At 68.7% G+C, this 22,920-nt stretch carries 22 protein-coding genes; 10 read left to right on the forward strand and 12 right to left on the reverse strand.

Annotated elements, in window-relative coordinates; all coding sequences use genetic code 11:
• Nucleotides 1-13: 13 nt before the first annotated feature.
• Nucleotides 14-478 (reverse strand): hypothetical protein, encoded by a 465-nt coding sequence (locus N5C25_RS01275; RefSeq protein ID WP_014038879.1) that lies wholly within the window; start codon nucleotides 476-478, stop codon nucleotides 14-16.
• A gap of 184 nt (nucleotides 479-662) precedes the next feature.
• Here N5C25_RS01275 and N5C25_RS01280 point away from each other — a divergent pair, with 184 nt between their 5' ends.
• The 4 genes from N5C25_RS01280 (at nucleotide 663) to N5C25_RS01295 (ending at nucleotide 3,262) form a co-directional block, all read left to right on the forward strand.
• On the forward strand, nucleotides 663-911 hold the full coding sequence (locus N5C25_RS01280) for a hypothetical protein (RefSeq protein WP_006475755.1): 249 nt from the start codon (nucleotides 663-665) through the stop codon (nucleotides 909-911).
• Nucleotides 912-1,033: 122 nt separating this feature from the next.
• Nucleotides 1,034-1,951: a bestrophin family ion channel gene (locus N5C25_RS01285; protein ID WP_019661664.1), complete on the forward strand. Its 918-nt coding sequence runs from the start codon at nucleotides 1,034-1,036 to the stop codon at nucleotides 1,949-1,951.
• Between the two features lie 19 nt (nucleotides 1,952-1,970).
• Complete coding sequence (gene hemB / locus N5C25_RS01290; protein WP_058979084.1) at nucleotides 1,971-2,960, forward strand: porphobilinogen synthase; 990 nt, start codon at nucleotides 1,971-1,973, stop codon at nucleotides 2,958-2,960.
• Nucleotides 2,961-2,992: 32 nt separating this feature from the next.
• Complete coding sequence (locus N5C25_RS01295; protein WP_019661663.1) at nucleotides 2,993-3,262, forward strand: hypothetical protein; 270 nt, start codon at nucleotides 2,993-2,995, stop codon at nucleotides 3,260-3,262.
• A 118-nt stretch (nucleotides 3,263-3,380) separates the two neighbouring features.
• Here N5C25_RS01295 and N5C25_RS01300 read toward each other — a convergent pair whose 3' ends face one another.
• A complete protein-coding gene (locus tag N5C25_RS01300) occupies nucleotides 3,381-4,244 on the reverse strand; it encodes a PD40 domain-containing protein (RefSeq protein ID WP_058979080.1) in 864 nt (287 codons plus the stop codon).
• Nucleotides 4,245-4,292: 48 nt separating this feature from the next.
• Here N5C25_RS01300 and aroE point away from each other — a divergent pair, with 48 nt between their 5' ends.
• From aroE to dinG, 3 genes are all read left to right on the forward strand, one after another.
• Entirely contained in the window at nucleotides 4,293-5,138 is an 846-nt protein-coding gene (gene aroE, locus N5C25_RS01305; protein WP_019661661.1) for a shikimate dehydrogenase, read from the forward strand.
• A 3-nt stretch (nucleotides 5,139-5,141) separates the two neighbouring features.
• Nucleotides 5,142-5,495 (forward strand): hypothetical protein, encoded by a 354-nt coding sequence (locus N5C25_RS01310; protein WP_058979078.1) that lies wholly within the window; start codon nucleotides 5,142-5,144, stop codon nucleotides 5,493-5,495.
• A 182-nt stretch (nucleotides 5,496-5,677) separates the two neighbouring features.
• Nucleotides 5,678-7,753, forward strand: coding sequence for an ATP-dependent DNA helicase DinG (gene dinG, locus N5C25_RS01315; protein ID WP_251102197.1), 2,076 nt, complete (start codon nucleotides 5,678-5,680; stop codon nucleotides 7,751-7,753).
• Nucleotides 7,754-7,810: 57 nt separating this feature from the next.
• Here the strand turns inward: dinG and N5C25_RS01320 are convergent, their stop codons facing one another.
• Together N5C25_RS01320 and ilvD are read right to left on the reverse strand one after the other, a co-directional pair.
• On the reverse strand, nucleotides 7,811-8,545 hold the full coding sequence (locus tag N5C25_RS01320) for a hypothetical protein (RefSeq protein WP_345781903.1): 735 nt from the start codon (nucleotides 8,543-8,545) through the stop codon (nucleotides 7,811-7,813).
• A 13-nt stretch (nucleotides 8,546-8,558) separates the two neighbouring features.
• Complete coding sequence (ilvD, locus tag N5C25_RS01325; RefSeq protein ID WP_251102194.1) at nucleotides 8,559-10,397, reverse strand: dihydroxy-acid dehydratase; 1,839 nt, start codon at nucleotides 10,395-10,397, stop codon at nucleotides 8,559-8,561.
• Nucleotides 10,398-10,843: 446 nt separating this feature from the next.
• Between ilvD and N5C25_RS01330 the strand changes: the two genes are divergently transcribed.
• Genes N5C25_RS01330 through N5C25_RS01340 form a run of 3 tightly spaced genes read left to right on the forward strand, consistent with a single transcriptional unit; the run spans nucleotide 10,844 to nucleotide 13,249 of the window.
• Nucleotides 10,844-11,416 carry a DUF1190 domain-containing protein gene (locus tag N5C25_RS01330; RefSeq protein ID WP_021203331.1) on the forward strand — a complete coding sequence of 191 codons (573 nt, stop codon included), beginning with the start codon at nucleotides 10,844-10,846 and terminating at the stop codon, nucleotides 11,414-11,416.
• Nucleotides 11,417-11,423: 7 nt separating this feature from the next.
• Entirely contained in the window at nucleotides 11,424-12,602 is a 1,179-nt protein-coding gene (locus N5C25_RS01335; protein ID WP_279936185.1) for a glutathionylspermidine synthase family protein, read from the forward strand.
• A complete protein-coding gene (locus tag N5C25_RS01340) occupies nucleotides 12,602-13,249 on the forward strand; it encodes a hypothetical protein (protein ID WP_058979069.1) in 648 nt (215 codons plus the stop codon). The genes N5C25_RS01335 and N5C25_RS01340 overlap by 1 nt, the downstream gene beginning before the upstream one ends.
• Nucleotides 13,250-13,334: 85 nt before the next feature.
• On the opposite strand, the gene N5C25_RS01345 is transcribed toward N5C25_RS01340, so the two are convergent.
• The 8 genes from N5C25_RS01345 to mnmG form a co-directional block, all read right to left on the reverse strand.
• On the reverse strand, nucleotides 13,335-14,633 hold the full coding sequence (locus N5C25_RS01345) for a DUF58 domain-containing protein (RefSeq protein ID WP_279936186.1): 1,299 nt from the start codon (nucleotides 14,631-14,633) through the stop codon (nucleotides 13,335-13,337).
• Entirely contained in the window at nucleotides 14,630-15,616 is a 987-nt protein-coding gene (locus tag N5C25_RS01350; RefSeq protein WP_014648782.1) for a MoxR family ATPase, read from the reverse strand. The genes N5C25_RS01345 and N5C25_RS01350 overlap by 4 nt, the downstream gene beginning before the upstream one ends.
• Entirely contained in the window at nucleotides 15,613-16,797 is a 1,185-nt protein-coding gene (locus tag N5C25_RS01355; RefSeq protein ID WP_279936187.1) for a DUF4350 domain-containing protein, read from the reverse strand. The genes N5C25_RS01350 and N5C25_RS01355 overlap by 4 nt, the downstream gene beginning before the upstream one ends.
• The gene (locus N5C25_RS01360) at nucleotides 16,794-18,416 is read right to left on the reverse strand and encodes a DUF4129 domain-containing protein (protein WP_279936188.1); all 1,623 of its coding nucleotides are present in this window, start codon (nucleotides 18,414-18,416) and stop codon (nucleotides 16,794-16,796) included. The genes N5C25_RS01355 and N5C25_RS01360 overlap by 4 nt, the downstream gene beginning before the upstream one ends.
• The gene (locus tag N5C25_RS01365) at nucleotides 18,406-19,398 is read right to left on the reverse strand and encodes a stage II sporulation protein M (protein ID WP_251102189.1); all 993 of its coding nucleotides are present in this window, start codon (nucleotides 19,396-19,398) and stop codon (nucleotides 18,406-18,408) included. The genes N5C25_RS01360 and N5C25_RS01365 overlap by 11 nt, the downstream gene beginning before the upstream one ends.
• Entirely contained in the window at nucleotides 19,395-20,084 is a 690-nt protein-coding gene (locus tag N5C25_RS01370) for an RDD family protein (protein ID WP_019661651.1), read from the reverse strand. Before N5C25_RS01370 ends, N5C25_RS01365 begins: the two co-directional genes overlap by 4 nt.
• A 123-nt stretch (nucleotides 20,085-20,207) precedes the next feature.
• Nucleotides 20,208-20,738 carry a gamma carbonic anhydrase family protein gene (locus N5C25_RS01375; RefSeq protein WP_019661650.1) on the reverse strand — a complete coding sequence of 177 codons (531 nt, stop codon included), beginning with the start codon at nucleotides 20,736-20,738 and terminating at the stop codon, nucleotides 20,208-20,210.
• Nucleotides 20,739-20,906: 168 nt separating this feature from the next.
• Entirely contained in the window at nucleotides 20,907-22,796 is a 1,890-nt protein-coding gene (gene mnmG, locus N5C25_RS01380; RefSeq protein WP_058979060.1) for a tRNA uridine-5-carboxymethylaminomethyl(34) synthesis enzyme MnmG, read from the reverse strand.
• Nucleotides 22,797-22,920 lie beyond the last annotated feature (124 nt).

Genomic DNA, 22,920 nt, shown 5'->3' on the forward strand with positions numbered 1-22,920 from the left:
TGGCCCGTCCGGGTCAGCGCTGCGGTTGCGGGGTAATCACCTGTGTCGGCAATCGCGCCGGCGGTGCCGGATTCGGCACCCAGATCGCGACGCCGGCGGCGCGCTTCTGCGTGGTCGGAATACCGATGCCGACGCCGCCACCCACATGCGAGCCGAACGTGCCGGCGCCCACCGACATGCCCACCGGCGAGCCACTGCTGCCCACGCCCATCAGCACCACGCCATTGGCGCCCAGCGCGGCGGCCTCGCGCTTCAGGCGTGCCACAGCGGCATCGGTCTGGCCCTGTGTGCCGAAGCCGACGGCGGACGCCGATTCCAGCTGGGCGATTTCCTGCGAACCGGCCGGAGGCGTCGAATAGATCTGCACCAGTGCCGGATCGATGGGTGCGCGGGCGCGGCCCAGCATCACCTTGGAGGTGCTGGCACAGCCGGCGGCGACCAGCAGGATGGCCGCCAACGCGGCCCAACGGATGTTCATGGCACGACCCCTGTAGGACTGGTTGCGATCATCGGCGGGCCACTCTGAATCGGCGCCAACACCCGGGCCAGGGCACGCACAGCAGCACGCTAGCACGCCGGGGGTGACAGCCCCGCCAACGGCAGTAGGCGACGGCAGCGGGAACGTCTATGGTTGGGGCAGGAACCAACTGCGGGAGAGTGGCATGGGCGTGATCAGTCTGTTGTGGGGAGTACTGGCGCTGTTGTGGATGATCCTGGCGCTGATTCCACTGCTCGGCTGGGGCAACTGGTTCCTTATCCCGTTCGCTGCGGTGGGCGCGGTCATCGCCGCGCTGGGCATCCTGTTCACCCACCCGAGCAAGCGTGGCCGGGCCTGGGCCGGCCTGGTCCTGAACGGCATCGTGGTGGTGGTGGGCATCCTCCGCCTCGGCCTGGGTGGTGGCGTCATCTGAGCCCGTGCCCGGGTGCGACAGGGCGTCGCAGGCGCACGGCCGATGGCCGGGCGGGGGCGTACAATGAATGGCTGCGCGAGCCCCCCGCGTGCCTGTGAATCCGCGCCCGGCGCGGCTGCCCCATGATCATCCGACCCCGTCCCCACGGCTGGCAACTGCTGTACATCCTGCGCGGTTCGATCGTCAAAGCGATCGCGCCCAAGGTGCTGGCCATCCTGATCCTGTCCATCGCCGTGGCTGCGGTGGTGGAACTGGCGCCGCCGACCGGCATCGAACGCGTGTCGGTCACGCCGTTCACCCTGCTCGGCTTGGTGCTGTCGATCTTCCTCAGCTTCCGCAACAGCGCCTGCTACGAGCGCTGGTGGGAAGGCCGCAAGCTGTGGGGCCAGCTGGTCTACGAATCGCGTTCGCTGGCCCGCCAGGTGAACCTGCTGCTGGCCGATGACACCGGCCGCCGTCGCCGCATCGCCTACGTCACCACCGCGTTCGCCCACGCCCTGGCCGGGCGCCTGCGTGGGCGCATCGTGGCGCTGATGGCCCTGCCGTGGCTGGACAAGCGCCAGCGCGAACAGCTGGGCCAGCGCGAGAACGTGCCCGACGCGCTGCTGGCGATGATCGCCGCCGAACTGGCCCAGGCGCTGCGCAGCGGTGAGCTCGATCCGATCCTCTACACCCAGCTGGAAGAGCGCCTGCACGCGATGTCGTCGATCCAGGCCGGCTGCGAGCGCATCCTCACCACGCCGCTGCCGTTCGCCTACACCCTGCTGCTGCACCGCTGCGCGTGGATGTTCTGCGTGCTGCTGCCGTTCGGCCTGGCCAGTTCGCTGGGCTGGGGCACGCCGGTGCTGTCGGCGGTGCTGGCTTATGCCTTCTTCGGCCTGGACCAACTGGGCGAAGAAATGGAAGACCCCTTCGGCCTTGAGCCGAACGATCTGCCGCTGGACGCGCTGGTGCGCACGATCGAGATCGACCAGCTCGATGCGCTCGGCGAACGCCCGTTGCCCGAACCCCTGCTGCCGCAGGGCTACCTGTTGCAATAGCCACTCCTCGGAGCCTGCCATGTCCCACCCGCTGTACCGCCCGCGCCGCATGCGCCACGACGAGTTCTCGCGCCGCCTGATGCGCGAGAACACGCTGACCACCGACGACCTGATCTACCCGGTGTTCGTGCACGAACTGGCCGGCCGCACCGCAGTGCCGTCGATGCCGGGCGTGGAGCGGCTGTCGATCGAAGAACTGCTGAAGGTGGCCGAAGAGGCGCTGGAGCTGGGCATTCCGGTGATCGACCTGTTCCCGGTGATCGACCCGTCGCTGAAGTCGCTGGATGCATCGGCCGCCTGGGCCGAGGACGGCCTGGCGCAGCGTGCGATCCGCGCGCTGAAGTCGCGCTTCCCGGAGCTGGGCGTGATGACCGACGTGGCGCTGGACCCGTACACCACCCACGGCCAGGACGGCATCATCGATGACAAGGGCTACGTGCTGAACGACATCACCGTGGAAGCGCTGGTCAAGCAGTCGGTGTCGCACGCCGAAGCCGGGGTCGACATCGTCTCGCCGTCGGACATGATGGACGGCCGCATCGGCGCGATCCGTCGCGCGCTGGATGCCGACCACCACGTCAACGTGCGCATCATGGCTTACTCGGCCAAGTACGCCTCGGCGTTCTACGGTCCATTCCGTGATGCGGTGGGCAGCGCGGCCAGTCTCGGCAAGGCCGACAAGAAGACCTACCAGATGGACCCGGCAAACGGCGACGAGGCACTGCGCGAGATCGCGCTGGACCTGGAAGAAGGCGCCGACATGGTGATGGTCAAGCCGGGCATGCCGTACCTGGACCTGGTGCGCCGGGTGAAGGAGAAATTCGGCGTGCCGACCTTCGCCTACCAGGTCAGTGGCGAGTACGCGATGATGAAGGCCGCCTTCGCCAATGGCTGGCTGGACGAGCGTGCCTGCGTGCTGGAGTCGCTGCTGGGCTTCAAGCGGGCCGGCGCCGACGGCGTACTGACCTATTTCGCGCCGCAGGTGGCGCGATGGCTGCGCGAGCGCTGACAATAGCGACACGATAGACGGAGGACTGCGCGATGGCACCCGAACTGGGATGGATGCAATGGCTGATCTGGGGCACCGGAACACTGGTGTTCGGCGCCATCATCGTCGGTGTCTTCATCGCCGCCTGGCGGGCCGGCAAGCGCCCGCCGGAGCAGCTCTCCGCTGCCCGCCACGTGGCCCGAGAGCAGGCGCTGCCGGACAGCGTGCAGGCCGAGCTGGCCGCGTTGAACCAGCGCAAGGACAACGGCCAGCTGAGTGAGCTGGAGTACGAGCAGCAGCGCGCCAAGGTGTTGTCTCGCTGACGGGGCGTTTCATCCACGTGGCGTGGATCTACTGGTAGTCGCCAAACTTGGTTGGCGCTTTCACGTATGCCAACCAAGGTTGGCATCTACCAAACGGCTATCCACGCATGGCGTGGATCTACCGCGCGCACCCGGCCACCGCCGCCATCTTCGGCACCGCCAAGCGGTACACGTCCACGCCACCGGCGCGCGGCGCCTTCGCCGCGCTGCTGGCGACCAGCATCTCGCCTGGCTTGGCGTTGTCGATCACCGGCGCGCCGGTCCAGCCGCCGGTCTGGTTGAACGACAACGCCAGCGGCTGCAGCGCCGCGCCGCTCCACGCACAGCCGCTGCTCCAGACCTGCGCGGTACTGCCGCTGCCGCGGCTGAACACCACGGCACCGTCCTGGCCGAGCCAGTCGCCGTCGGTCTCGTCGTCGGCGCTGTTCAACGCGCTCAGTGCGCTGGCCGGGCCGCGCAGGCCCTGCGCATCCAGCGTCGCCACGAACAGGTCCCAGCCGGCGCCACGGCCTTGCTGGCGGGCAAACAACAGCTGCTTGCCGTCCGCGCTCAGGGCCGGGCCGCGCTCTTCCCGGCGCCCGCCGTCACCGGCCAGCGGCTGCGCCGGGCCCAGCCGGCCGTCGGCGGCCAACGCGGCGCGGTACAACGCCAGTGCGCCCTCGCGGCCGGCCGCGAACAGCAGCCAGCGGCCGTCACGGCTGAAGTAGGGATCACGGGCCTCACCGGCCACGCCTACCGGCAGGGCCTGCGCCTGCTGCCAGCGGCCGTCGACCACGCGCGCCTCCCACAGGCCCCAGCCAGCCTCACCGCGGCGGGCAAAGACGATGCGCTGGCCATCGGGACTGATCGTGGCGCGGCCCTCGTCGGCACGGGTGGAGACCACGCCCATGCCTTCGATGCCGTACTCGTTCAACGCCATCGCCACGGGGGCAGAGAGTAGACTGGCGGCAAGCACCAGCAGGGGCGGGGTGATGCGCATCATCCGGGTCCGTGCACGAAAGAGCATCAGTCTAGCCAGCTTGAGGATTCCATGACCGACCGTTACGCCGTCTTCGGACACCCCGTTGCCCACTCGAAGTCGCCGCAGATCCACGCGACGTTCGGTCGCCAGGAAGGCATCAGCATCGACTACCGTGCAATCGACCTGGCCCCTGATGCGTTCCTGGCCGGCCTGGAAGCCTTCGCCGCCGAAGGCGGTGTCGGTGCCAACGTCACCTCGCCGCACAAGGAAGCCGCGTTCTCGGTGTGCACCACCCTGACCGCGCGCGCGCGCCGCGCCGGCTCGGTCAACACGCTGCTGCGCAAGGGCGACCGCTGGCACGGCGATACCACCGATGGCATCGGCCTGGTGCGTGACCTGACCGACCGCCATGGCCTGGACCTGCGTGGCCGCCGCGTGCTGCTGATCGGCGCCGGCGGTTCCGCGCGCAGCGTCGCGCCGGCGCTGCTCGATGCCGGCATCACCGAGCTGGTGGTGGTCAACCGCACACCGGAACGCGCCGATGAACTGATCGACGCGATGGGCGAACCAGGCCGCGCGATCAGCCGCTACTGGGAAGACCTGCGTGACCTGGGTGACTTCGAGCTGATCGTCAATGCCACCTCGGCCGGCCGCGACCGCGACGTCGAGTTCAAGCTGCCGCTGTCGCTGGTCAACTCGATGACCACCGCCGTCGACCTCAACTACGGCGAGGCTGCCATCGCCTTCCTGGCCTGGGCACGCGCGTCCAACTGCCGCAATACCGTGGATGGGCTGGGCATGCTGGTCGAACAGGCCGCCGAGAGCTTCCTGCAGTGGCATGGCGTGCGCCCGCAGACCGATGAGGTCTACCAGTCGCTGCGGCAGGGCTCGGCCGTGCTGGCCGGCGAGGACTGATCGATGGACGGCGCAACCCTGCTGGTGACCGTGCTGAGCATGGTGGGCGTGCGCCTGCCGGTGCTGATCGCGCTGTGCATCGGCCTGGTCTGGGTGGTCGGCGCGCCGCGCGATGCCACCCGCACCGGCGCCCTGGCCGGCCTGCTGCTGTTGCTGCTGTCCAGTCTCGGCGGCCTGGCAGCGGGCATCCTGCCGATGTGGCTGGTCAGCAGCGGTAACTTCGGCGCCGTGTCGGGCATCGGCACCATCCTCGGCGTGCTGCACTTCGCGCTGGCAATGGTTGAAGCCATCGGCGTGGTGCTGCTGGTGTGGGCGCTGGTGCGCCTGCTGCGGCTGCGTGGCAACGTGGTGCAGTGACCTCCCGGTGACGGCCCTGGTCTGTCCCCAGTAGCGTCCGGCGTGTTCATCCGGCCGCCGGGTGTCGTCGCTGGCTTGTTCAGGCAGGCAGCGGCGGCGGTCGTGGCCGGCCATGCGACAATGACCGGCCTGATCCAGCTACGGTAGTTCCCGGCGTGACCGAAACCGTCGCCGCTCCGCGCATGCTCGATGACGCCTTGAAGGACGCGATCCGCAAGGCGTACACCACGCTGCAGGCCAATACCCCCGGCTTCTCCACCCGCCGCTCGCAGAGCCAGATGATCGGCGTGGTGTCGCGTGCGCTGTCGAAAAGTGGCGGCGTCGGCGTGGTCGAGGCGCCCACCGGCGTCGGCAAGAGCTTGGGCTACCTCACCGCAGGCGTACCGATTGCGCTGGCCACCAGGAAGAAGCTGGTGATCAGCACCGGCACCGTGGCGCTGCAATCGCAGCTGGTCGAGCGCGATATCCCGAATTTCCTCAAGGCCACCGGCCTGGAAGCAACCGTGGCGCTGGCCAAGGGCCGTACCCGCTACCTGTGCACGCGCAACGCGGCCGAGGCGCAGGGCGAGGGCTCGCAGGGCGGCATGTTCGAGGATGACGCGCCGCTGTTCGACCGGCCGCTGGCGCCGATCGAGATGGACATCGCCAAGCGCCTGACCGACGCCTTCACCAGCGGCAGCTGGGATGGCGACATCGACAACGCACCGGAGACCATCAGCCCCGGCCTGCGCAGCCGCATCACCACGCCGGCCTCGGGCTGCGCCGGGCGCCGCTGTGCCTATTCGGCGCAGTGTGCGGTGCTGCGTTCGCGCAACACCGTGCGTGATGCGCAGATCGTCGTTACCAACCACGCGCTGCTGCTGTCGGCACTGTCGATCGGCGATAGCGACAACGGCCAGCCGTTGATCGCGCCGCCGTCGGACATGCTGCTGGTGCTGGACGAAGGCCATCACATCGGCAACGTGGCGATCGACCAGGGCGCGGCCAGCCTGGCGCTGGATGAAATGGCCAAGCGCACCGGCCGCCTGCAGATCCTGATCGCCGGTGCCTACCGCGCGGTCGACAAGGACCGCCTCGGCAACCTGCTGCCGAACGAAGCGATCGAAGTGGCCAGCAACGTGGCCAAGCAGTTGCGCGCGTTCCGCGATCATGTCGAGCGCGTGTGGATGCCGGCGCCGGCCGACGAGGAGCCGATGTGGCGCGCGGCCAATGGGCGACTGCCCGAGGCCTGGCGCGAGCCGATCGAGGCGCTGGCTGACGATACCCGCAGCCTCTACAACTGGGCGCATGCCGCCACCGCGCAGGTCGCCAAGGGCAAGCCGGACGATGCCGCGCGCGAGCGCCTGCAGCGCAACCTGGGCATGGCGCTGGAAATGATCGAGCAGCAGTACAACCTGTGGCAGGCCTGGCGCCGCGAGGACAAGGACGGCGCGCCGCCGATGGCGCGCTGGGTCACCGCCACCCGCGACGGCGACCTGGTGCTGCACGGCTCGCCGGTGTCGGCCGCGCACGTGCTGCGCAAGCTGCTATGGGATGAAGTGGACTCGGTGGTGATGACCTCGGCGACGCTGACCGGCGGTGGCGATTTCCAGTCGCTGGCGATCGACAACGGCATTCCGGAAGAGGCCGAGATGGTCTCGCTGTCGTCGCCGTTCGACCTGCCCAACCAGGCCGAGCTGATCGTGCCGAAGTTTCCGGTCACCCCCGACGATCGCGAAGGCCATCCCCGCGAAGTGGCGCGCTACCTGGACACCGAGCTGGACTGGGCCAAGGGTTCGATGGTGCTGTTCACCTCGCGCTGGAAGATGGAGAAGGTGGCCGGGCTGATGCCGGCCGCGCGCCGCAAGCAGGTGCTGGTGCAGGGCGAGATGTCCAAGACCCGGCTGATCGACGAGCACCTGCGCCGCGTGGCCGCAGGCGAGGGTTCGGTGCTGTTCGGACTGAACTCGTTCGGTGAAGGCCTCGACCTGCCCGGCGAAGCCTGCACCACGGTAGTGATCACCCAGGTGCCGTTCGCGGTGCCGACCGACCCGCAGACCGCCACCCTCAGCGAGTGGTTCGAAGGGCGCGGGTTGAATGCCTTCAACCTGATCGCCATTCCGCACGCGCTGCGCACGCTGACCCAGTTCGCCGGCCGCCTGATCCGCACCTCCACCGACACCGGCCGCGTGGTCATTCTCGATTCGCGGCTGCTGACCCGCCGCTACGGCAAGCGCATCATCGACGCGCTGCCGCCGTTCAAGCGCGTGATCGGCTGAGACGGGGTCGGATCCCTTCCGAAGGAAGGGCTCTGACCCGACCACGCCCTCTGTCGCTCAATCGCCCTCCGGATTCCGGCAGGCCTGGTTGCCCATCGCATTGTGGTAATCGCGATCAAAGCAGCGCAGGAAGCCATCGAGCACGTCCAGGTTGGGCGGCCACGGCACATCCACCTTCTGCCCGCCGGCGGTCGTGAAATGATAACGCCCATCCTTCAGCGCCTTGGCAATCTGCTCCGGCGCAGGAATCGCAATCAACCTTGCTCGCGCTTTCTCCAGCGCCGCACGATCACGCTGCAGGAAGGCGATCGTGCCGTCCACGTAGGCGTTCCAGTAACCGGGGTCGGTGGCGGTGGGCTTGTAGGTGCGCTGCATCAGCGCCACCGCCTCCGGGTACTGGCCCGCCTCCGCACGCATCTGGCTTTCATGCCACAGAATCATGGTGTTGCCCGCAGCCTTGGGCAGCACAGCATAGGCGGCGAGCAGATCAGCGGCTTCACGGTGGCAGCCACGGTCGGCCAGCGTGCGCCAGCCACCTTCCAGGTCCTGATCGAACGCATCCGGTTCCATCGCCAGCATCGCTGCACGGTCGTAGCTGCAGTCGGATGCTTTGGGTGGTTCTGCTGACGTGCCCATGGCAGCGGCCAGTGCAAAGAAAAGCAACATCCTCTCAACCTCCGTGTTGATGACCTCCTGGCCACCATAACGGATCACGACGGGTAGTGCCGGCCGCTGGCCGGCAACCTCAATGATGTGGGACGCGGCGTGCAGATGCCGGCCAGCGGCCGGCACTACCGCGCAGGGATCAATCGCCGAGCAGGGCGGTGTTGCGTACGGCGCCCTTGTCGGCACTGGTGGCGAGCAGGGCGTAGGCCTTCAACGCGCTGGTGACCTTGCGCGGGCGCGGCGCACGCGGTTTCCAGCCGCGTGCATCGGCCTCGCTGTGGCGCTGGACCAGCGTGGCCTCATCCAGCAGCAGGTCGATGCGGCGGGCCGGGATGTCGATGCGGATGCGGTCACCGTCTTCCACAAGCCCGATCGCGCCGCCACTGGCCGCTTCCGGCGAAACGTGGCCGATCGACAACCCCGAGGTGCCACCGGAGAAGCGGCCATCGGTGAGCAGCGCGCACTGCTTGCCCAGTCCCTTCGACTTCAGGTAGCTGGTCGGGTACAGCATCTCCTGCATGCCCGGGCCGCCCTTCGGCCCTTCGTAGCGGATCACCACCACCTCGCCCGGCTGCACCTCGTCGGCGAGGATGCCGGCGACGGCGGCGTCCTGGCTTTCGTAGACGCGTGCGGGGCCTTCGAACACATGGATCGATTCATCCACGCCGGCGGTTTTCACCACGCAGCCATCGACGGCCAGATTGCCTCGCAGCACAGCCAGGCCACCTTCCAGCGAATACGCATGTTGCAGCGAGCGGATGCAGCCCTCGGCGCGGTCCAGGTCCAGCGCGGGCCAGCGCGTGGCCTGGCTGAAGGCCTCCTGGGTGGGAATGCCGGCTGGGCCGGCCTTGAAGAAGGTATGCAGGGTGTCGTTGTCACTGCGCACCACGTCCCAGCGTTCCAGTGCGTCGGCCAGGCTGGCGCTGTGCACGGTGGGTACCGAGGCATCGAGCAGGCCGGCGCGGTCCAGCTCGCCGAGGATGCCGAACACGCCGCCGGCGCGGTGCACGTCCTCGATGTGGTACTTCGGTGTGTTCGGCGCCACCTTGCACAGCTGCGGGACGCGTCGCGACAGCGCGTCGATGTGGGTCAGGTCGAAGTCGACCTCCGCTTCCTGCGCTGCGGCCAGCAGGTGCAGGATGGTGTTGGTGGATCCGCCCATGGCGATGTCCAGGGTCATCGCGTTGGCGAACGCGGCCTGGGTGGCGATCCCGCGCGGCAGCGCGCTCGCATCTTCGCCGCCATACCAGCGATGGCAGAGTTCGACGATCAGGCGCCCGGCACGGCGGAACAGCGCCTCACGGTCGGCGTGGGTGGCCAACGTGGTGCCGTTGCCGGGCAGTGACAGGCCCAGCGCCTCGGTCAGGCAGTTCATCGAGTTGGCGGTGAACATGCCCGAGCAGGAGCCGCAGGTAGGGCAGGCGCTGCGCTCGAACGAGGCCACCTTCTCGTCGGAGGCGCTGTCATCGGCGGCCACCACCATTGCATCGACCAGGTCCAGCTTGTGCTCGGACAGCTTGGTCTTGCCCGCTTCCATCGGCCCGCCGGACACGAACACCACCGGGATGTTCAGGCGCAGCGCGGCCATCAGCATGCCGGGGGTGATCTTGTCGCAGTTGCTGATGCACACCAGTGCGTCGGCGCAATGCGCGTTGACCATGTACTCCACGGCGTCGGCGATGATCTCGCGGCTGGGCAGCGAATACAGCATGCCGTCGTGGCCCATCGCGATGCCGTCGTCCACGGCGATGGTGTTGAATTCCTTGGCGACGCCGCCGACCTGTTCGATCTCGCGCGCGACCAGTTGGCCGAGGTCCTTCAGGTGCACGTGGCCGGGCACGAACTGGGTGAAGGAGTTGGCGATGGCGATGATCGGCTTGTGGAAGTCGCCGTCTTTCATGCCGGTGGCACGCCACAGGGCGCGGGCGCCGGCCATGTTGCGGCCGGCGGTGGAAGTGCGGGAACGGTATTCGGGCATGGCGGGCGGAACGGGCGTGCCGTACGACGTGGGGGTCAGCCGATCATGGCCAATTTTTTCGGTTGCTGCTGCAACCACCGGAGATGGTCCGGCCGGGCTGCGCCCGGCACCCGCAGAGGCAACGTCCACGTCAACGTCAAAGGCGGGCGCTCCGTGGGATGGCGGGGTGGGTCCGGTGGCAGGGGACGCCGTTAACCCGTCCATGGGGGCTTGGTCGCCGCATCCATGCGGCTCACACCCCTGCCACCGGACCCACCCGCCTTCGACGTTTCCTGCGGCTGTTGGTAGGTCTCGACCTTGGTCGACACCGGTGGATCCACGTCATGCGCGGATGATGGGGAACGACGAAAATGAAAGGCCGTTCATCTTTCGCACTTTGCCGATTCCGGTTGCTGGCCCGGATTTGGCATCATTGGGGCATTGATCCGTCGACAGGGCATGAGGCCATGAAACGTTCCCGCACCACCGCGCTGCTGCTGATGAGCGCCGCGCCGCTGCTGTTCACCGCCTGCCAGAAGGAGCCGGAGGTGAAGGTGCAGGAAGGCCTGTACACCTCGGTGGAGGCCTGCACCGAGGCCACCGGTGATCCGTCGTCGTGCCGCAATGCCTTTGCCGAAGCGCAGAAGCAGGCCGCCGATGCGGCACCGAAGTACGCCAGCAAGGAAGCCTGCGAGAAGGACTACAAGCCGGAACAGTGCGTGCAGCAGCACACCTCGGCCGGTACCTCGTTCATCGGCCCGATGATGATGGGCTTCTTCATGTCGCAGATGCTGAGCAACCGTGGCGGCCTCGCCCCGCAGGCGCCGGCGTCGTCACCGGCTTACCAGGACAAGAACGCTGGCTGGGCGCGCCCGGCACCGGGCGGCACCGGCGGCCTGAACACCGCCAGCGGCATCGGTGCCGGCAAGGCCGGCCTGGCGCCGGTCACCAGCGAGCCGAACCGTGCGGTCACTGCCAGCCGTGGTGGCTTCGGCAACACCAGCGCGCGCCGCAGCAGCAGCGGCAGCTACGGCGGCTGATCGACCCATGCAGCGTATCCGGATTGGCGAGCGTGCCCAGTGGCGGGCACGCGCGGAGGAAGCGGGTTTCCGTTTCCATACCATCGATGGCCAGCCGTACTGGGATGAACGCGCGTACTACGCGTTCACCCTGCGCCAGATCGAACAGGACATCGAAGACCCCAGCGCCGAGCTGCACCAGATGGCGATGGACCTGGTCGGTGATGTCATCGCCAGCGAGCGCCTGATGGACCAGCTGGCGATTCCGTCGCATTACCGCGACTGGATCGCCGACAGCTGGCGCCAGCGCCAGCCGCACCTCTACGGCCGCCTGGACCTGGCCTACGACGGCACCGGCCCGGCCAAGCTGTACGAGCTGAATTACGACACGCCGACCTCGCTGTTCGAGGCCAGCTTCTTCCAGTGGCAGTGGCTGGAAGACCAGCGCAACGCCGGCCGCCTGCCGCAGCATGCCGACCAGTTCAATGCGATCCATGAGGCGCTGGTCGAGCGCTTCGGCGAACTGGCCACGCAGCTGCCGCCGCCGCTGTTCTTCAGCGCGGTGGGCAGCTCCGAAGAAGACCGTGGCACTGTCGATTACCTGCGCGACTGCGCCTCGCAGGCCGGTCTGCATGGCCAGGCCATCGCCATCGAGGATATCGGCCTGTCCGAGGACGGCCGCTTCACCGCGCTGGATGATTCGGTGATCGGCACGCTGTTCAAGCTGTACCCGTTGGAAGACCTGATGGCTGAAGAGTTTGGCCGCGCGCTGCCCGGTTCCGGCGTGCAGCTGCTGGAGCCGGCCTGGAAGGCGGTGCTGAGCAACAAGGGCATCCTGCCGCTGCTGTGGCAGCGCAACGTGGGCCATCCGAACCTGCTGGAGGCTCACTTCGATGACGGCAGCACGCTGCCGTCGGGCTGGGTGCGCAAGCCGCTGTTCTCGCGCGAGGGCGCCAACATCGAGATGCACCTGGCCGATGGCAGCACCCAGCGCAGCGACGGTCCCTACGATGGCCCGGCGATCATCCAGCGCGCACATCCGCTGACCCGCTTCGAAGGCGGCTATCCGCTGATCGGCAGCTGGGTGATCGGTGACCACGCCTGCGGCATCGGCATCCGCGAGGACGACAGCGCGATCACCCGCGACAGTGCGCGCTTCGTGCCGCACGCGATCGTAGATGAGGCGCCAACGCGGATCTACGTCTGATGACGGTGCAGCGCTGGCCTGGCCGGCATGGGCGTACCACGCCCGTGCCGGGTCGGCATTTCGATGACGGGCGCAGCCTGCAGGCATTCGCGGACCGCGTCGCGGTGCGTTGCCATCGCTGCGACACCCCCGGTTGGGTTATCGCCAGCTGGAAACCCTATCGATGGACTGCGCGTTTCCGCTGCACCGGCTGCAGTTCTGCGTTGGATAGTGGTGACTGGGTCGGTGCGGTCTACATGCTGGGCCGCCAACCTTGTGGATTCTGCGGGCATCAGTGGCTGCATGTGTGTCGACCGATTCCCGTCGGCATCCCCGCGCCGGCATCCTTCCCCGCCCGATGCGCACAGTGCGGTCGCAGCACCGAGGTCGCGGTCTCGATGCGCCCACTGCGTGACGCCGAGCCTGCCGATCCGCATTTCGGTCTGCCGCTGCGCCTGGTCGAATCGACCCGCGCGGGCCTGCTGTGGGCCTACAACGCCGAACATCTGCAGGCACTGCACGAATACGCGGGCGCGACGCTGCGCGAGGGCCGCGGCCATCATCGATCCATGTTCTCGCGCCTGCCGCAGTGGATGAAGCTGGCCCGCAACCGGGTGCTGCTGCAGCGTGCGGTGGAGCGGTTGCAGCGGCGCTTGCTGCAGGGGTAGGTAGTGCCGGCCGCTGGCCGGCAGCCGAGCAAGGGCTCGGCGCTACAGACAACCCGATTCGTGTAGAGCCGAGCCCACGCTCGGCTCAGAGCAGCCCTTCGCGCTTCACCGCCAGGTAGCGCTCCACCAGCGCGCCGGGCAGGGCGTCGGCGGTCACGTCCAGCACCATCACCTTCTCGCTGCGCAGTGCCTCGTGCGCCTTCGCGCGCTGCTGCAGGTACAGCGCGGCGGCACCGGCCTGGGTGGCGTCTTCCAGGGTCTGCACGTCACCCTCCAGCGCGCCATCCAGCTCGCGCTCGCGCAGGCTGGCCACGCATACCAGGTGGCGTTGCTGCAGCAGGCGCACCGCGGCCAGCAGGTCTTCGATGTCCTCGTCGCGCACATTGCTGACCAGCATCACCAGCGCACGCCGGCGCTGGCGCAGCGATACTTCGGTGGCCGCAGCCAGGTAGTCGGTGGCCACCGCGCGCGGCTGCAGGTCGTAGCTGGCGCGCAGCAGGTGCTCGACCGTGCCCATGCCGCGCTGTGGTGCCACCCAGCGGCGTTCGCCCCCGGCAGCGTACAGGCCGGCGGCATCGCCCTGGCGCAGCGCCAGGTAGGCCACCACCAGCGAGGCATTCAAGGCATGGTCGAAGTGCGAGAGCCCGCCTTCGCTGGCCAGCATGCGCCGGCCACTGTCGAGCATCAGCAGCAACTGCTGGTTCTTCTCGTCCTGGTACTCGCGCGAGATCAGCTTGCGCGCACGTGCGGTGGCCTTCCAGTCCAGCTGGCGCAGGCTGTCGCCGATGCGGTACTCGCGCATCTGGTGAAAGTCGGTGCCTTCGCCACGGCGGCGCTTCACGTGCGCACCGACCAGCCGCGAGGCCTGGTCGGCACTGAACAATGCGAAGCGGGTGAGCGGCACGAAGTTCGGATAGACCCGCACCTCCAGCGCCGGCGGCAGCGTGCGTTGCTGCCACCACAGGCGCCACGGCGAACGCATGCGCAGGTGCACCCCCTCGAAGCGGAAGTGCCCACGCTGCAGCGGCTGCAGGTGGTAGTGCAGGGTGGACGCCGTACCGGCCTGCAGGCTCACGCGCTGCGGCAGCGCTTCCAGCGGCCAGCCGCCGGGCACCAGGTCGAACACCTGTACCGTCATCGATTGCTCGGCCTGCAGACGCAACGCCGCCTCGCGGCGCACGCCCAGCGCCAGCGCTTCGGGCAGTTCGCGCTGTACCTGCGGCGACGGACGCCGCGATTGCCGCCACAGGTCGAACAGCGCAGGCAACGCGATGGCCGCCGCGGCCAGCGCCCAGCTCCAGCGCGGCAGCAACCCGCCCAGCACCAGGCCGCCCAGGGCGGCCCAGGCCAGCAGCAGCGCCAGCAGCAGCGGGGCAGGCCTCATCGGCGCGGTGCTTCCACCTTGGCCAGCAGTGCGCCCAGCACATCGTCGGCGTCCTGGCCTTCAATCTGCAGTTCCGGGGCCAGCGCGATGCGGTGCCGCAGCGCCGGGCGGGCGATGTCGCGCACGTCGTCCGGCGTGACGAAGTCGCGGCCGGCCAGCACCGCCTGTGCGCGCGAGGCACGCACCAGCGCGATGCTGCCGCGCGGACCGGCGCCGACGGCGATGCCCGGCCACTGCCGGGTGGCGGCGACGATGCGCACCGCGTAGTCGATCACCTCGTCATCGACGGTGATCGCCGCAGTGGCACGCTGCAGTTCCAGCAGCTCGCCGGCACCGAGCACACGCGGCACCTGGCTCAGGTCGAAATCGCTGGCAGCGCGGCCGCTGGTGATCGCGGTCACCATGCGCTTCTCGTCCTCCAGCTGGGGGTAGTCGATCAGCACCTTCAGCAGGAAGCGGTCCAGCTGTGCTTCCGGCAGCGGGTAGGTGCCTTCCTGCTCCAGCGGGTTCTGCGTGGCCAGCGCCATGAACGGCGGCGCCAGGGTGAAGGCCTTGCCCTCAATGGTCACCTGGCCTTCCTGCATTACTTCCAGCAGGGCCGACTGGGTCTTGGCCGGGGCACGGTTGATCTCGTCGGCCAGCAGCAGGTTGGTGAACACCGGGCCGCGACGGATCTTGAAGCTCTCGCTCTTCGGGTCGTACACCGCGTGGCCGCTGACGTCGCTGGGCATCAGGTCGGGGGTGAACTGCACGCGCCCGTAGTCCAGCTCCAGGGCCTGTGCCAGTGCACGCACCAGCAGGGTCTTGCCCAGCCCGGGCACGCCCTCGATCAGCACGTGGCCACCGGCCAGCAGCGCCACCAGGATCTGGTCCAGTACATCGGCCTGGCCGATGAAGGCGTGTCCAACGGCGGTGCGGATGGCATCGACGCGTTCGATCAGGCGGGCGTTGGCGGCCGCCGGCAGCTCGGGGACTTCGGTCATAGCAGGGATCTCATCTGGAGCAGCAAGCGGATACGCTCGCGCAGGGCGGAGGAATCGTGCGGCGGAGGTGGCGTCAGTGCGGCGGCAACACGGCCTTGCGGCCACTTCAGCAGTTCGGCGATGGCCTGTTCGCGTGGCGCACCATCCAGTGCGGCAGCCACCGGTGCGCGCAGGCGCAGGCGGTGCAGGAACAGGGCGAGAACGGCCTCGTACAGGCGCGTACCGTGGCCGAAACGCAGCAGCAATTCACCACTGGCGTGCACGTGTTCCAGCAGCGAACGGCGTTCCAGTACCGGTGACGGCAGCAGGCTGCCGAAGCGTTGCGAGCGGGCCCACAACCAGCCCAGCAGGGCCAGCAGCAGCGGCGCCCACAGCGGCCAGCCCTGGTAGAACATGCGCGACCACAGCGACGGTGAGCGGCTGGCATAGATCAGCCAGACCGCACCCTTGCCGTAGTTCGGATCGAGCAGATAGCGGGTCAGGTCGCGGTGAGCCTTGTCGTGCAGGCCATCGCTGGCACCGCCGGCGGCCGCGGCCAGGCGCGCGGCAGCCGAGTCGACATCACCGCGCAGGAACTCCATGTCCGCCAGCACGCTCACTTTGCCCTGGCCATGGCGCAGGCGCGCGAACACCAGGTCACGGTCACCGCCCCAGCGGCGTTCGGCCTGCGCATTGGCGGCAAAACCCAGGGTGAAGCGGCGGCCAGCACAGAATTCAACGTGGCCAGGATCGTCGTCGACATGGAACGGCTGGCAATCGCTGCGCTGGAACAGGCTGTCCACGCCCAGCCGGTCCAGCAGCGGGCCCTGCGTGCTGCCGGCATCGTCCTCGACCGGCGGCGGTGTACGTACAAGCAGGTGGCCGCCACGGTCGACCCAGTCCAGCAGCGCGCTGGCAACGGGCGCCGGCAGTTCGCTGCTGTCCTGCAGCACCACCACCGTGTCGTGCGGACCCAGCGCCATCTGCTGCAGGTCCAGCCGCGGCCGCGAGTGCACGGCGATGCCATCAGCGCGCAGGGCCTGGCCGAGCACGTACAGCGGGTTGTAGGCCGCCTCGCCCCGTGGCGGCAGCCGGATGGTCTCGGTTACCCGCTCGTGCGTGCGCAGGTAGAGGATCGCCAGCGGTACGCCGAGCAGCACCAATGCACCGAGCAGCAGCGACCAGGACAGGCGCGGACTCATGCCTGCCACCCGTACTGCTGGCGCAGGGCATCGGCCATCGCATCGAAATCGGCGCGGCTGGGCAGGCGGCCACCGTAGGCGGCGTACTGCCACATGCGCACGATGCGCGCGAACAGGTCACGGTCGCTGGCCTCGGGCATGCGCCGCGACGCGCGCAGGCATTGCGCTTCGGTGGCACCGGGTGGAAGCGCGATGCCGCTGCGCTCGCCCACCGTGCGCACGCTGGCGCGGTACAGAAGGGCCAGCGCCTGCCGCGGCCGGCCCTGGTCCCAGAGCAGGCCGGCCTGGGTGGCCACGTCCGGCGGCAGCACCACCGGCAACTCCACCTGTTCCTCCACCACCGGCGGTGCGGCCTCGGCCTTGCGTCGGCCGCTGCCCCGCAGCCACGGCAGCCACAGCCGTGCGGTCAGCAGCAGCACCAGCAGCAGGACGCCGAGCAGCCCCCACAGGCCCCATTCGGCCAGCCGCGCCAGCCAGGCGATGCCGTCCTTGCGCGCTTTGCGTTCACCGTTGCTGTTGGTGTCACGCTGCAGCTGCTTGTCTTCCTTCTTCTCTTCCTCGGCCTGTTCGATCGGCTTCCAGCGGGTGACCTGGCGGGTCGGGCGCTGCAGCGGGTCTTCATAGGCGCGGTTCACTGCCTGACGGAAACCGGCGGTGTCCACCGGCGTACCGCCGAAGATCGTTGCCGGGGTGTTGGCCGGGTCGATGGTCGGTGCTTCGTCGCTTCCCTCGGCGTCGATGCCACGGTCGTTGGGCTTGCCTATGGCTCGTTGGGGCTCGGCGTCTGTGTCCTGCGCATGCACCGGTGCGGAGACCAGCGGCAGTGCCAGGCACAGCAGCAGGGCCAGCGTCGATGCCGCCGGCAGCAGCCGCTCGCGCAGGCGGCGCAGGGCGATCTCCACATCCCAGGCTTCCATCTGCGTGCGCCGGTTCAAGTACAGGCCAAAGCCCGCACCGACGAAGAACGGGCCGATCAGCACCGAGGCCAGCCAGCACGCCAGGTTGAAGCCCAGCCGTGCCCATGCGGGTGTGTCCTGGCCGATCATGTCCCATGCGGCGCGCCATGATTCGGACATCAGCTCCAGTGGCATGAACATGAACACCGCACCGATCGCGCCGGATACCAGTACCACTTCGAAGGCCATGCAGCTCACGGTCAGCACCAGTGCCGCGCCTGCAGCCCCGGCGGCCACCGCACGGCGGCGTGGGCCGCGCTGGTCTGGTGTGTTGCCTTCCAGCAGGTTCACCGGCAGGCACAGGCTGCGCAGTACGCTGAAGCGGCGCCAGCCCAGGTAGCCCCAGAAGCCGCTGTTGCCCCAGTGACGTTGCGCACGCAGCGCGGCCAGCGTGCCGACTGGTTCACCGAAGATGCCGCGCGACAGCACATACAGCGGCGCACGTTCGAACAGCGGTTTGCACCACCACATCGCCAGCCAGGCCCAGCCGAAGGCATCCAGGCACCAGCCCAGCGCGTTGAAGATCACGAACAGCGGTGCACTGGCCAGCAGCCAGCTGCCCCACAGCGCGCGCGCGTGACGGCGGGACAGCGCGGTGCCCAGCTCCATCGCTTCCCAGCCACTGCGGGCACGCAGCGCCACGTCCAGGTGGTCAATGCGCATGGCCAGCTCCACGTCCGCCGCGCCACAGCCACAGCAGCACGCCGGCCCACAACACACCGGCCACGCTGAACTTGCCCCATGCAGGTACTTCGGCGATCGATGACCAGAAGGCTTCGATGAAGGCGGCCACCAACAGCATGAAGGCGACGCCGAGGCACAGCCGCGCGCCGATGCGGCCGCCGTCGACCAGTGCATCCAGGCGGCTGCGCCGGCCCGGCGCCAGCAGCTTCATGCCCAGCTGCAGGCCGGCACCGCCAGCGATCACGATCGCAGTCAGCTCGAAGGCGCCATGGCCGACCACGAAGCGCCAGAACGGGTCGCCATGGCCGATGTGCTGCAGGTGGCCTGCCACTGAACCGATGATCACGCCGTTGAACAGCAGCACCAGCAGCGTGCCCAGCCCGGCCAGCAGCCCGCTGGCGAAGGCGCGCAGGGCGATGCTGATGTTGTTCATGATGTAGTGGCCGAACATCATCCAGTCGGTGCCGCTGTCACGCCCCAGGCGCTCGGCGGCGGGATCGTACATGCGCTCCATCTCGGCGATCTGGCGGTTGTCCATCAGCATGTGGATCAGGTCCGGATAGACCTGCACCAGCACGAAGCAGGCCAGCGCCGGCAGCGCGAACATCGCCAGCGCCGCCCACATGCTGCGCGCCTGGCTGCGCACCAGCAGCGGAAAATCGGCCACCAGGAACTCCAGGGCACGCCGCCAGCGCGTTGGCGGCGTGCGGTACAGCACGCTGTGGCCCTGCTGCATCAGCTGTTGCAGGCGTTGCACCAGCTGCGGGCTGTAGCCGCGCTCGCGGGCCAGCGCCAGCTGCTGGCACAGCCGCCGGTAGCGCTGCGGGAAGGTAGTGTCGTCCAGTGCCAGGCCGCTGGCCTTGCGGCGCGTGCGGCGTGAGGCGCCGGCACGCAGCAGCAGCCACTGCTCCAGATCCTGCCATTCCTGCTGGTAGCGGGCGACGAATTGCTCCTGTTTCATCGCCGCCCCAGCAGCCAGTTGGCCATCGCATACAGGCGCAACACGCCGACCTGGCCGTGGGTGCCGGTCAGTGGCTCGGCAATACCGGCCAGCTCCTGCTGGCGCGCCGCCGACAAGCGTGGCGCGCGCTCGGCGAAGGCCATCAGCGCGGCCTGTTCCTCTGGTCGCAGGGGCTGCGGCGGGGCCAGCACGCTGCCGATGGTCGGCGGCGGTGGCAGGTACAGCGCGGGTGCATGCACCACCACAGTGCCCGCCACCAGGTCGCCCAGACGGCGGCCATGCGGATCGAACAGGCTGCTGATCAGGCCCAGCGCATAGCCGAAGGGCAGCATGTCCACCGTGCGCAGCAGGTTGCGGGTGATCGCCGCCATCCAGCCTGCCGGCGCGCCATCGCGGGACAGCACGCGCAGCCCCAGCGCACGCTTGCCCAGGGTGCGTCCCCACACTGCTTCGCAGACGATCGGGTAGGCCCAGTAAACCAGGAACATCAGCACCAGGTAGAGGCCGGAGCCGAACTGGTCCAGCAGTGCCAGCGGAATCGACATCAGCACCAGTGCCGCGATGCGCACGCCGAGATCGACCAGCCAGGCCATCGCCCTCGGTACCGGGCCGGCTGCAGGCAACTGCAGCGGCACACCCTCCGGCGTTACCACCTCGCGGTAGGTATCGAGCATCGGTGCGGCCATCAGCGTGATGGCCTTCGTTGTGGGCGCCGGAGTCCTCTCCGGCAGGCAGCCACAGGCATGGGGGTCTCGACAGGTCCTGGTCGGGCCCAGACTTTAGCAGAGCCGCATGGCGGCGTTGGGCGCTCAGCCCAGGTATTCGTCCTTCAGCCGCACGTAGTGGTCGGCCGAGTAATGCAGCGCCTCGATTTCCTTGTCGCTCAGCGTGCGTGCCGGGCGGGCCGGGTTGCCCACCCACAGCTCGCCTTCGCCGACCACCTTGCCCGGGCCGACCACGGCACCGGCGCCGACGAAGCCATGGCGCTCGACCCGCGCGCCGTCGAGGATGCAGGCACCCATGCCGATCAGGCTGTAATCACCGATGGTGCAGGCGTGGATGATGCAGCCGTGGCCGACGGTCACGCCTTCGCCGATCAGGGTCGGGTAGCCGGCCTTGTTGTAGGGGCTGTGGTGGCTGACGTGGATGATGGTGCCGTCCTGCACGTTGGTGCGTGCGCCGATGCGCACGTAGTTGACGTCGCCGCGGATGATCGTGCCCGGCCACACCGAGACGTCCTCGCCCAGCTCCACGTCACCGATGATCGTGCACGACGGGTCGATGTACACGCGCTCGCCGAGGACGGGCATCTTGTCGCGGAAGGGGCGCAGCGGGTTCATCGATGTCTCCGGAAATCAGGGCGTCCGCGACGATGATACGCGCTCGGCCAATGGCGACCCCGCCACCCGCAACTGCCGGAATGCCTCATGCATCCGTGTCGACCAAGGTCGACACCTGCCAGAACGGATCGCGCGCCGCATTGGTGGATGGCATCCACCAATCCCGCGTTACGCCACGCGGCCGCGGCGTGCACGCTCCAGGTGCACCAGAAGCAGCGAGATTGCCGCCGGGGTCATGCCCGGAATGCGCTGCGCCTGGCCGATGGTCTGCGGGCGCACGCGCTCCAGCTTCTGCAGCGCTTCGGCCGACAGCCCGCGCACCGCCGCGTAATCGAAGGCTTCGGCGATCGGCGTGGCTTCATGCCGCTGCTGGCGCTCGATCTCCTCGCGCTGGCGGTCCAGGTAGCCGGCGTACTTCACGCCGATCTCCACCTGCTCGGCCACCTTGGCGTCGGCCACGGCCGGCCCCAGCGATGGCACCTGCATCAGCTGCGCGTAATCCAGCTCGGGGCGCTTGATCAGGTCCAGCACGTTGGTCTCGCGGCTGACCGCCACACCCAGCGTGTCCTGCACTTCACGGCCCAGCGCATTGGCCGGGGTTGCCCACAGCGCGCCCAAGCGTGCGCGTTCGGCAGCAACAGCGGCCTGCTTGGTCTCGAACGCGTTCCAGCGGCGGTCATCCACCAGGCCCATCTCGCGGCCGGCCGGTGTCAGGCGCTGGTCGGCATTGTCCTCGCGCAGCTGCAGGCGGTATTCGGCGCGGCTGGTGAACATGCGGTACGGCTCGTTGGTACCGTGGGTGATCAGGTCATCCACCAGCACGCCCAGGTAGGCCTCGTCGCGACGCGGGCACCAGCCGTCCAGCCCGCGCACCTGGCGTGCGGCGTTGAGGCCGGCCAACAGGCCCTGCGCGGCGGCTTCTTCATAGCCGGTGGTGCCGTTGATCTGGCCGGCGAAGAACAGGCCGTTGACCAGCTTGGTTTCCAGCGAAGCCTTCAACCCGCGTGGATCGAAGAAGTCGTACTCGATCGCGTAGCCCGGGCGGGTGATATGCGCGTTGCCGAAACCGCGGATGCTGCGCACCATCTCCAGCTGCACGTCGAACGGCAGCGAGGTGGAGATGCCGTTGGGGTAGATCTCGACGATGCCCAGGCCTTCGGGTTCGACGAAGATCTGGTGGCTGGCCTTCTCGGCAAAGCGCACCACCTTGTCTTCGATGGACGGGCAGTAGCGCGGGCCGATGCCCTCGATCTGGCCGCTGTACAGCGGCGAGCGGTGCAGCGCGTCGCGGATGATCTGGTGGGTCTGTTCGGTGGTGTGGGTGATCCAGCAGCTGACCTGCTGCGGATGCTCGTCCACCGAACCCAGGAAGGACATCACCGGGCGCGGCGAGTCGCCGGGCTGCTCATCCATCACGCTGTAGTCCAGCGAGCGGCCGTCGATGCGCGGCGGCGTGCCGGTCTTCAGGCGGTCCACCTGGAACGGGCGCTCGCGCAGGCGCGCCGCCAGCGTGGTGGCCGGCGGGTCGCCCATGCGGCCGGCGGCGTACTGGGTCGGGCCGACATGGATCTTGCCGGCCAGGAAGGTGCCGGCGGTCAGCACCACGGCCTCGGCATCGAAGCGCAGGCCGGTCTGGGTGATGACCCCGCGCACGGCATCGCCTTCGATGACCAGGTCATCGACCGCGGCCTGGAACACCGTCAGGTTGTCCTGGCCTTCGACGATGGCGCGGATCGCCATGCGGTACAGGTTGCGGTCGGCCTGGCAGCGGGTGGCACGCACGGCCGGGCCCTTCGATGCGTTGAGCGTGCGCCATTGGATGCCGGCGCGGTCGGCGGCATGCGCCATCGCACCGCCCAGGGCGTCGATCTCCTTGACCAGGTGGCCCTTGCCGATGCCGCCGATGGCCGGGTTGCAGCTCATCGCGCCCACCGTTTCGATGTTGTGGGTCAGCAGCAGGGTGCGCACGCCGGTGCGGGCCGCGGCCAGCGCGGCTTCGGTGCCGGCGTGGCCACCGCCGATGACGATGACGTCGTAACGATGGAAGGACGGGTTCATGGGGGCTGTTCAGCTTGGGGCAGGCGCGGCCGGGGGCGGCGCCGGGGTGGCGATTTTAGCGCCATTCGGGGTCCGGACGCCGGCGCCAGCCAGTTGGCGGCGAAATCGGCCCTAAAGTTGGCAG

It is taken from the genome of Stenotrophomonas sp. GD03958, assembly GCF_029839005.1.
Classification (GTDB): Bacteria; Pseudomonadota; Gammaproteobacteria; order Xanthomonadales; family Xanthomonadaceae; genus Stenotrophomonas; species Stenotrophomonas hibiscicola.

Excerpts from the sequence above, each read along its gene's own strand:
- dinG (WP_251102197.1), top strand. The coding sequence starts at position 5,678 with ATGCTCGATGACGCCTTGAAGGACGCGATCCGCAAGGCGTACACCACG.
- N5C25_RS01330 (WP_021203331.1), top strand. The coding sequence starts at position 10,844 with ATGAAACGTTCCCGCACCACCGCGCTGCTGCTGATGAGCGCCGCGCCG.
- N5C25_RS01375 (WP_019661650.1), bottom strand. The coding sequence starts at position 20,738 with ATGAACCCGCTGCGCCCCTTCCGCGACAAGATGCCCGTCCTCGGCGAG.
- N5C25_RS01280 (WP_006475755.1), top strand. The coding sequence starts at position 663 with ATGGGCGTGATCAGTCTGTTGTGGGGAGTACTGGCGCTGTTGTGGATG.
- N5C25_RS01335 (WP_279936185.1), top strand. The coding sequence starts at position 11,424 with ATGCAGCGTATCCGGATTGGCGAGCGTGCCCAGTGGCGGGCACGCGCG.
- N5C25_RS01275 (WP_014038879.1), bottom strand. The coding sequence starts at position 478 with ATGAACATCCGTTGGGCCGCGTTGGCGGCCATCCTGCTGGTCGCCGCC.
- N5C25_RS01350 (WP_014648782.1), bottom strand. The coding sequence starts at position 15,616 with ATGACCGAAGTCCCCGAGCTGCCGGCGGCCGCCAACGCCCGCCTGATC.
- N5C25_RS01345 (WP_279936186.1), bottom strand. The coding sequence starts at position 14,633 with ATGAGGCCTGCCCCGCTGCTGCTGGCGCTGCTGCTGGCCTGGGCCGCC.
- aroE (WP_019661661.1), top strand. The coding sequence starts at position 4,293 with ATGACCGACCGTTACGCCGTCTTCGGACACCCCGTTGCCCACTCGAAG.
- N5C25_RS01300 (WP_058979080.1), bottom strand. The coding sequence starts at position 4,244 with ATGATGCGCATCACCCCGCCCCTGCTGGTGCTTGCCGCCAGTCTACTC.
- N5C25_RS01285 (WP_019661664.1), top strand. The coding sequence starts at position 1,034 with ATGATCATCCGACCCCGTCCCCACGGCTGGCAACTGCTGTACATCCTG.
- N5C25_RS01340 (WP_058979069.1), top strand. The coding sequence starts at position 12,602 with ATGACGGTGCAGCGCTGGCCTGGCCGGCATGGGCGTACCACGCCCGTG.
- N5C25_RS01365 (WP_251102189.1), bottom strand. The coding sequence starts at position 19,398 with ATGAAACAGGAGCAATTCGTCGCCCGCTACCAGCAGGAATGGCAGGAT.
- N5C25_RS01295 (WP_019661663.1), top strand. The coding sequence starts at position 2,993 with ATGGCACCCGAACTGGGATGGATGCAATGGCTGATCTGGGGCACCGGA.
- ilvD (WP_251102194.1), bottom strand. The coding sequence starts at position 10,397 with ATGCCCGAATACCGTTCCCGCACTTCCACCGCCGGCCGCAACATGGCC.
- N5C25_RS01355 (WP_279936187.1), bottom strand. The coding sequence starts at position 16,797 with ATGAGTCCGCGCCTGTCCTGGTCGCTGCTGCTCGGTGCATTGGTGCTG.
- N5C25_RS01360 (WP_279936188.1), bottom strand. The coding sequence starts at position 18,416 with ATGCGCATTGACCACCTGGACGTGGCGCTGCGTGCCCGCAGTGGCTGG.
- mnmG (WP_058979060.1), bottom strand. The coding sequence starts at position 22,796 with ATGAACCCGTCCTTCCATCGTTACGACGTCATCGTCATCGGCGGTGGC.
- N5C25_RS01370 (WP_019661651.1), bottom strand. The coding sequence starts at position 20,084 with ATGGCCGCACCGATGCTCGATACCTACCGCGAGGTGGTAACGCCGGAG.
- hemB (WP_058979084.1), top strand. The coding sequence starts at position 1,971 with ATGTCCCACCCGCTGTACCGCCCGCGCCGCATGCGCCACGACGAGTTC.
- N5C25_RS01310 (WP_058979078.1), top strand. The coding sequence starts at position 5,142 with ATGGACGGCGCAACCCTGCTGGTGACCGTGCTGAGCATGGTGGGCGTG.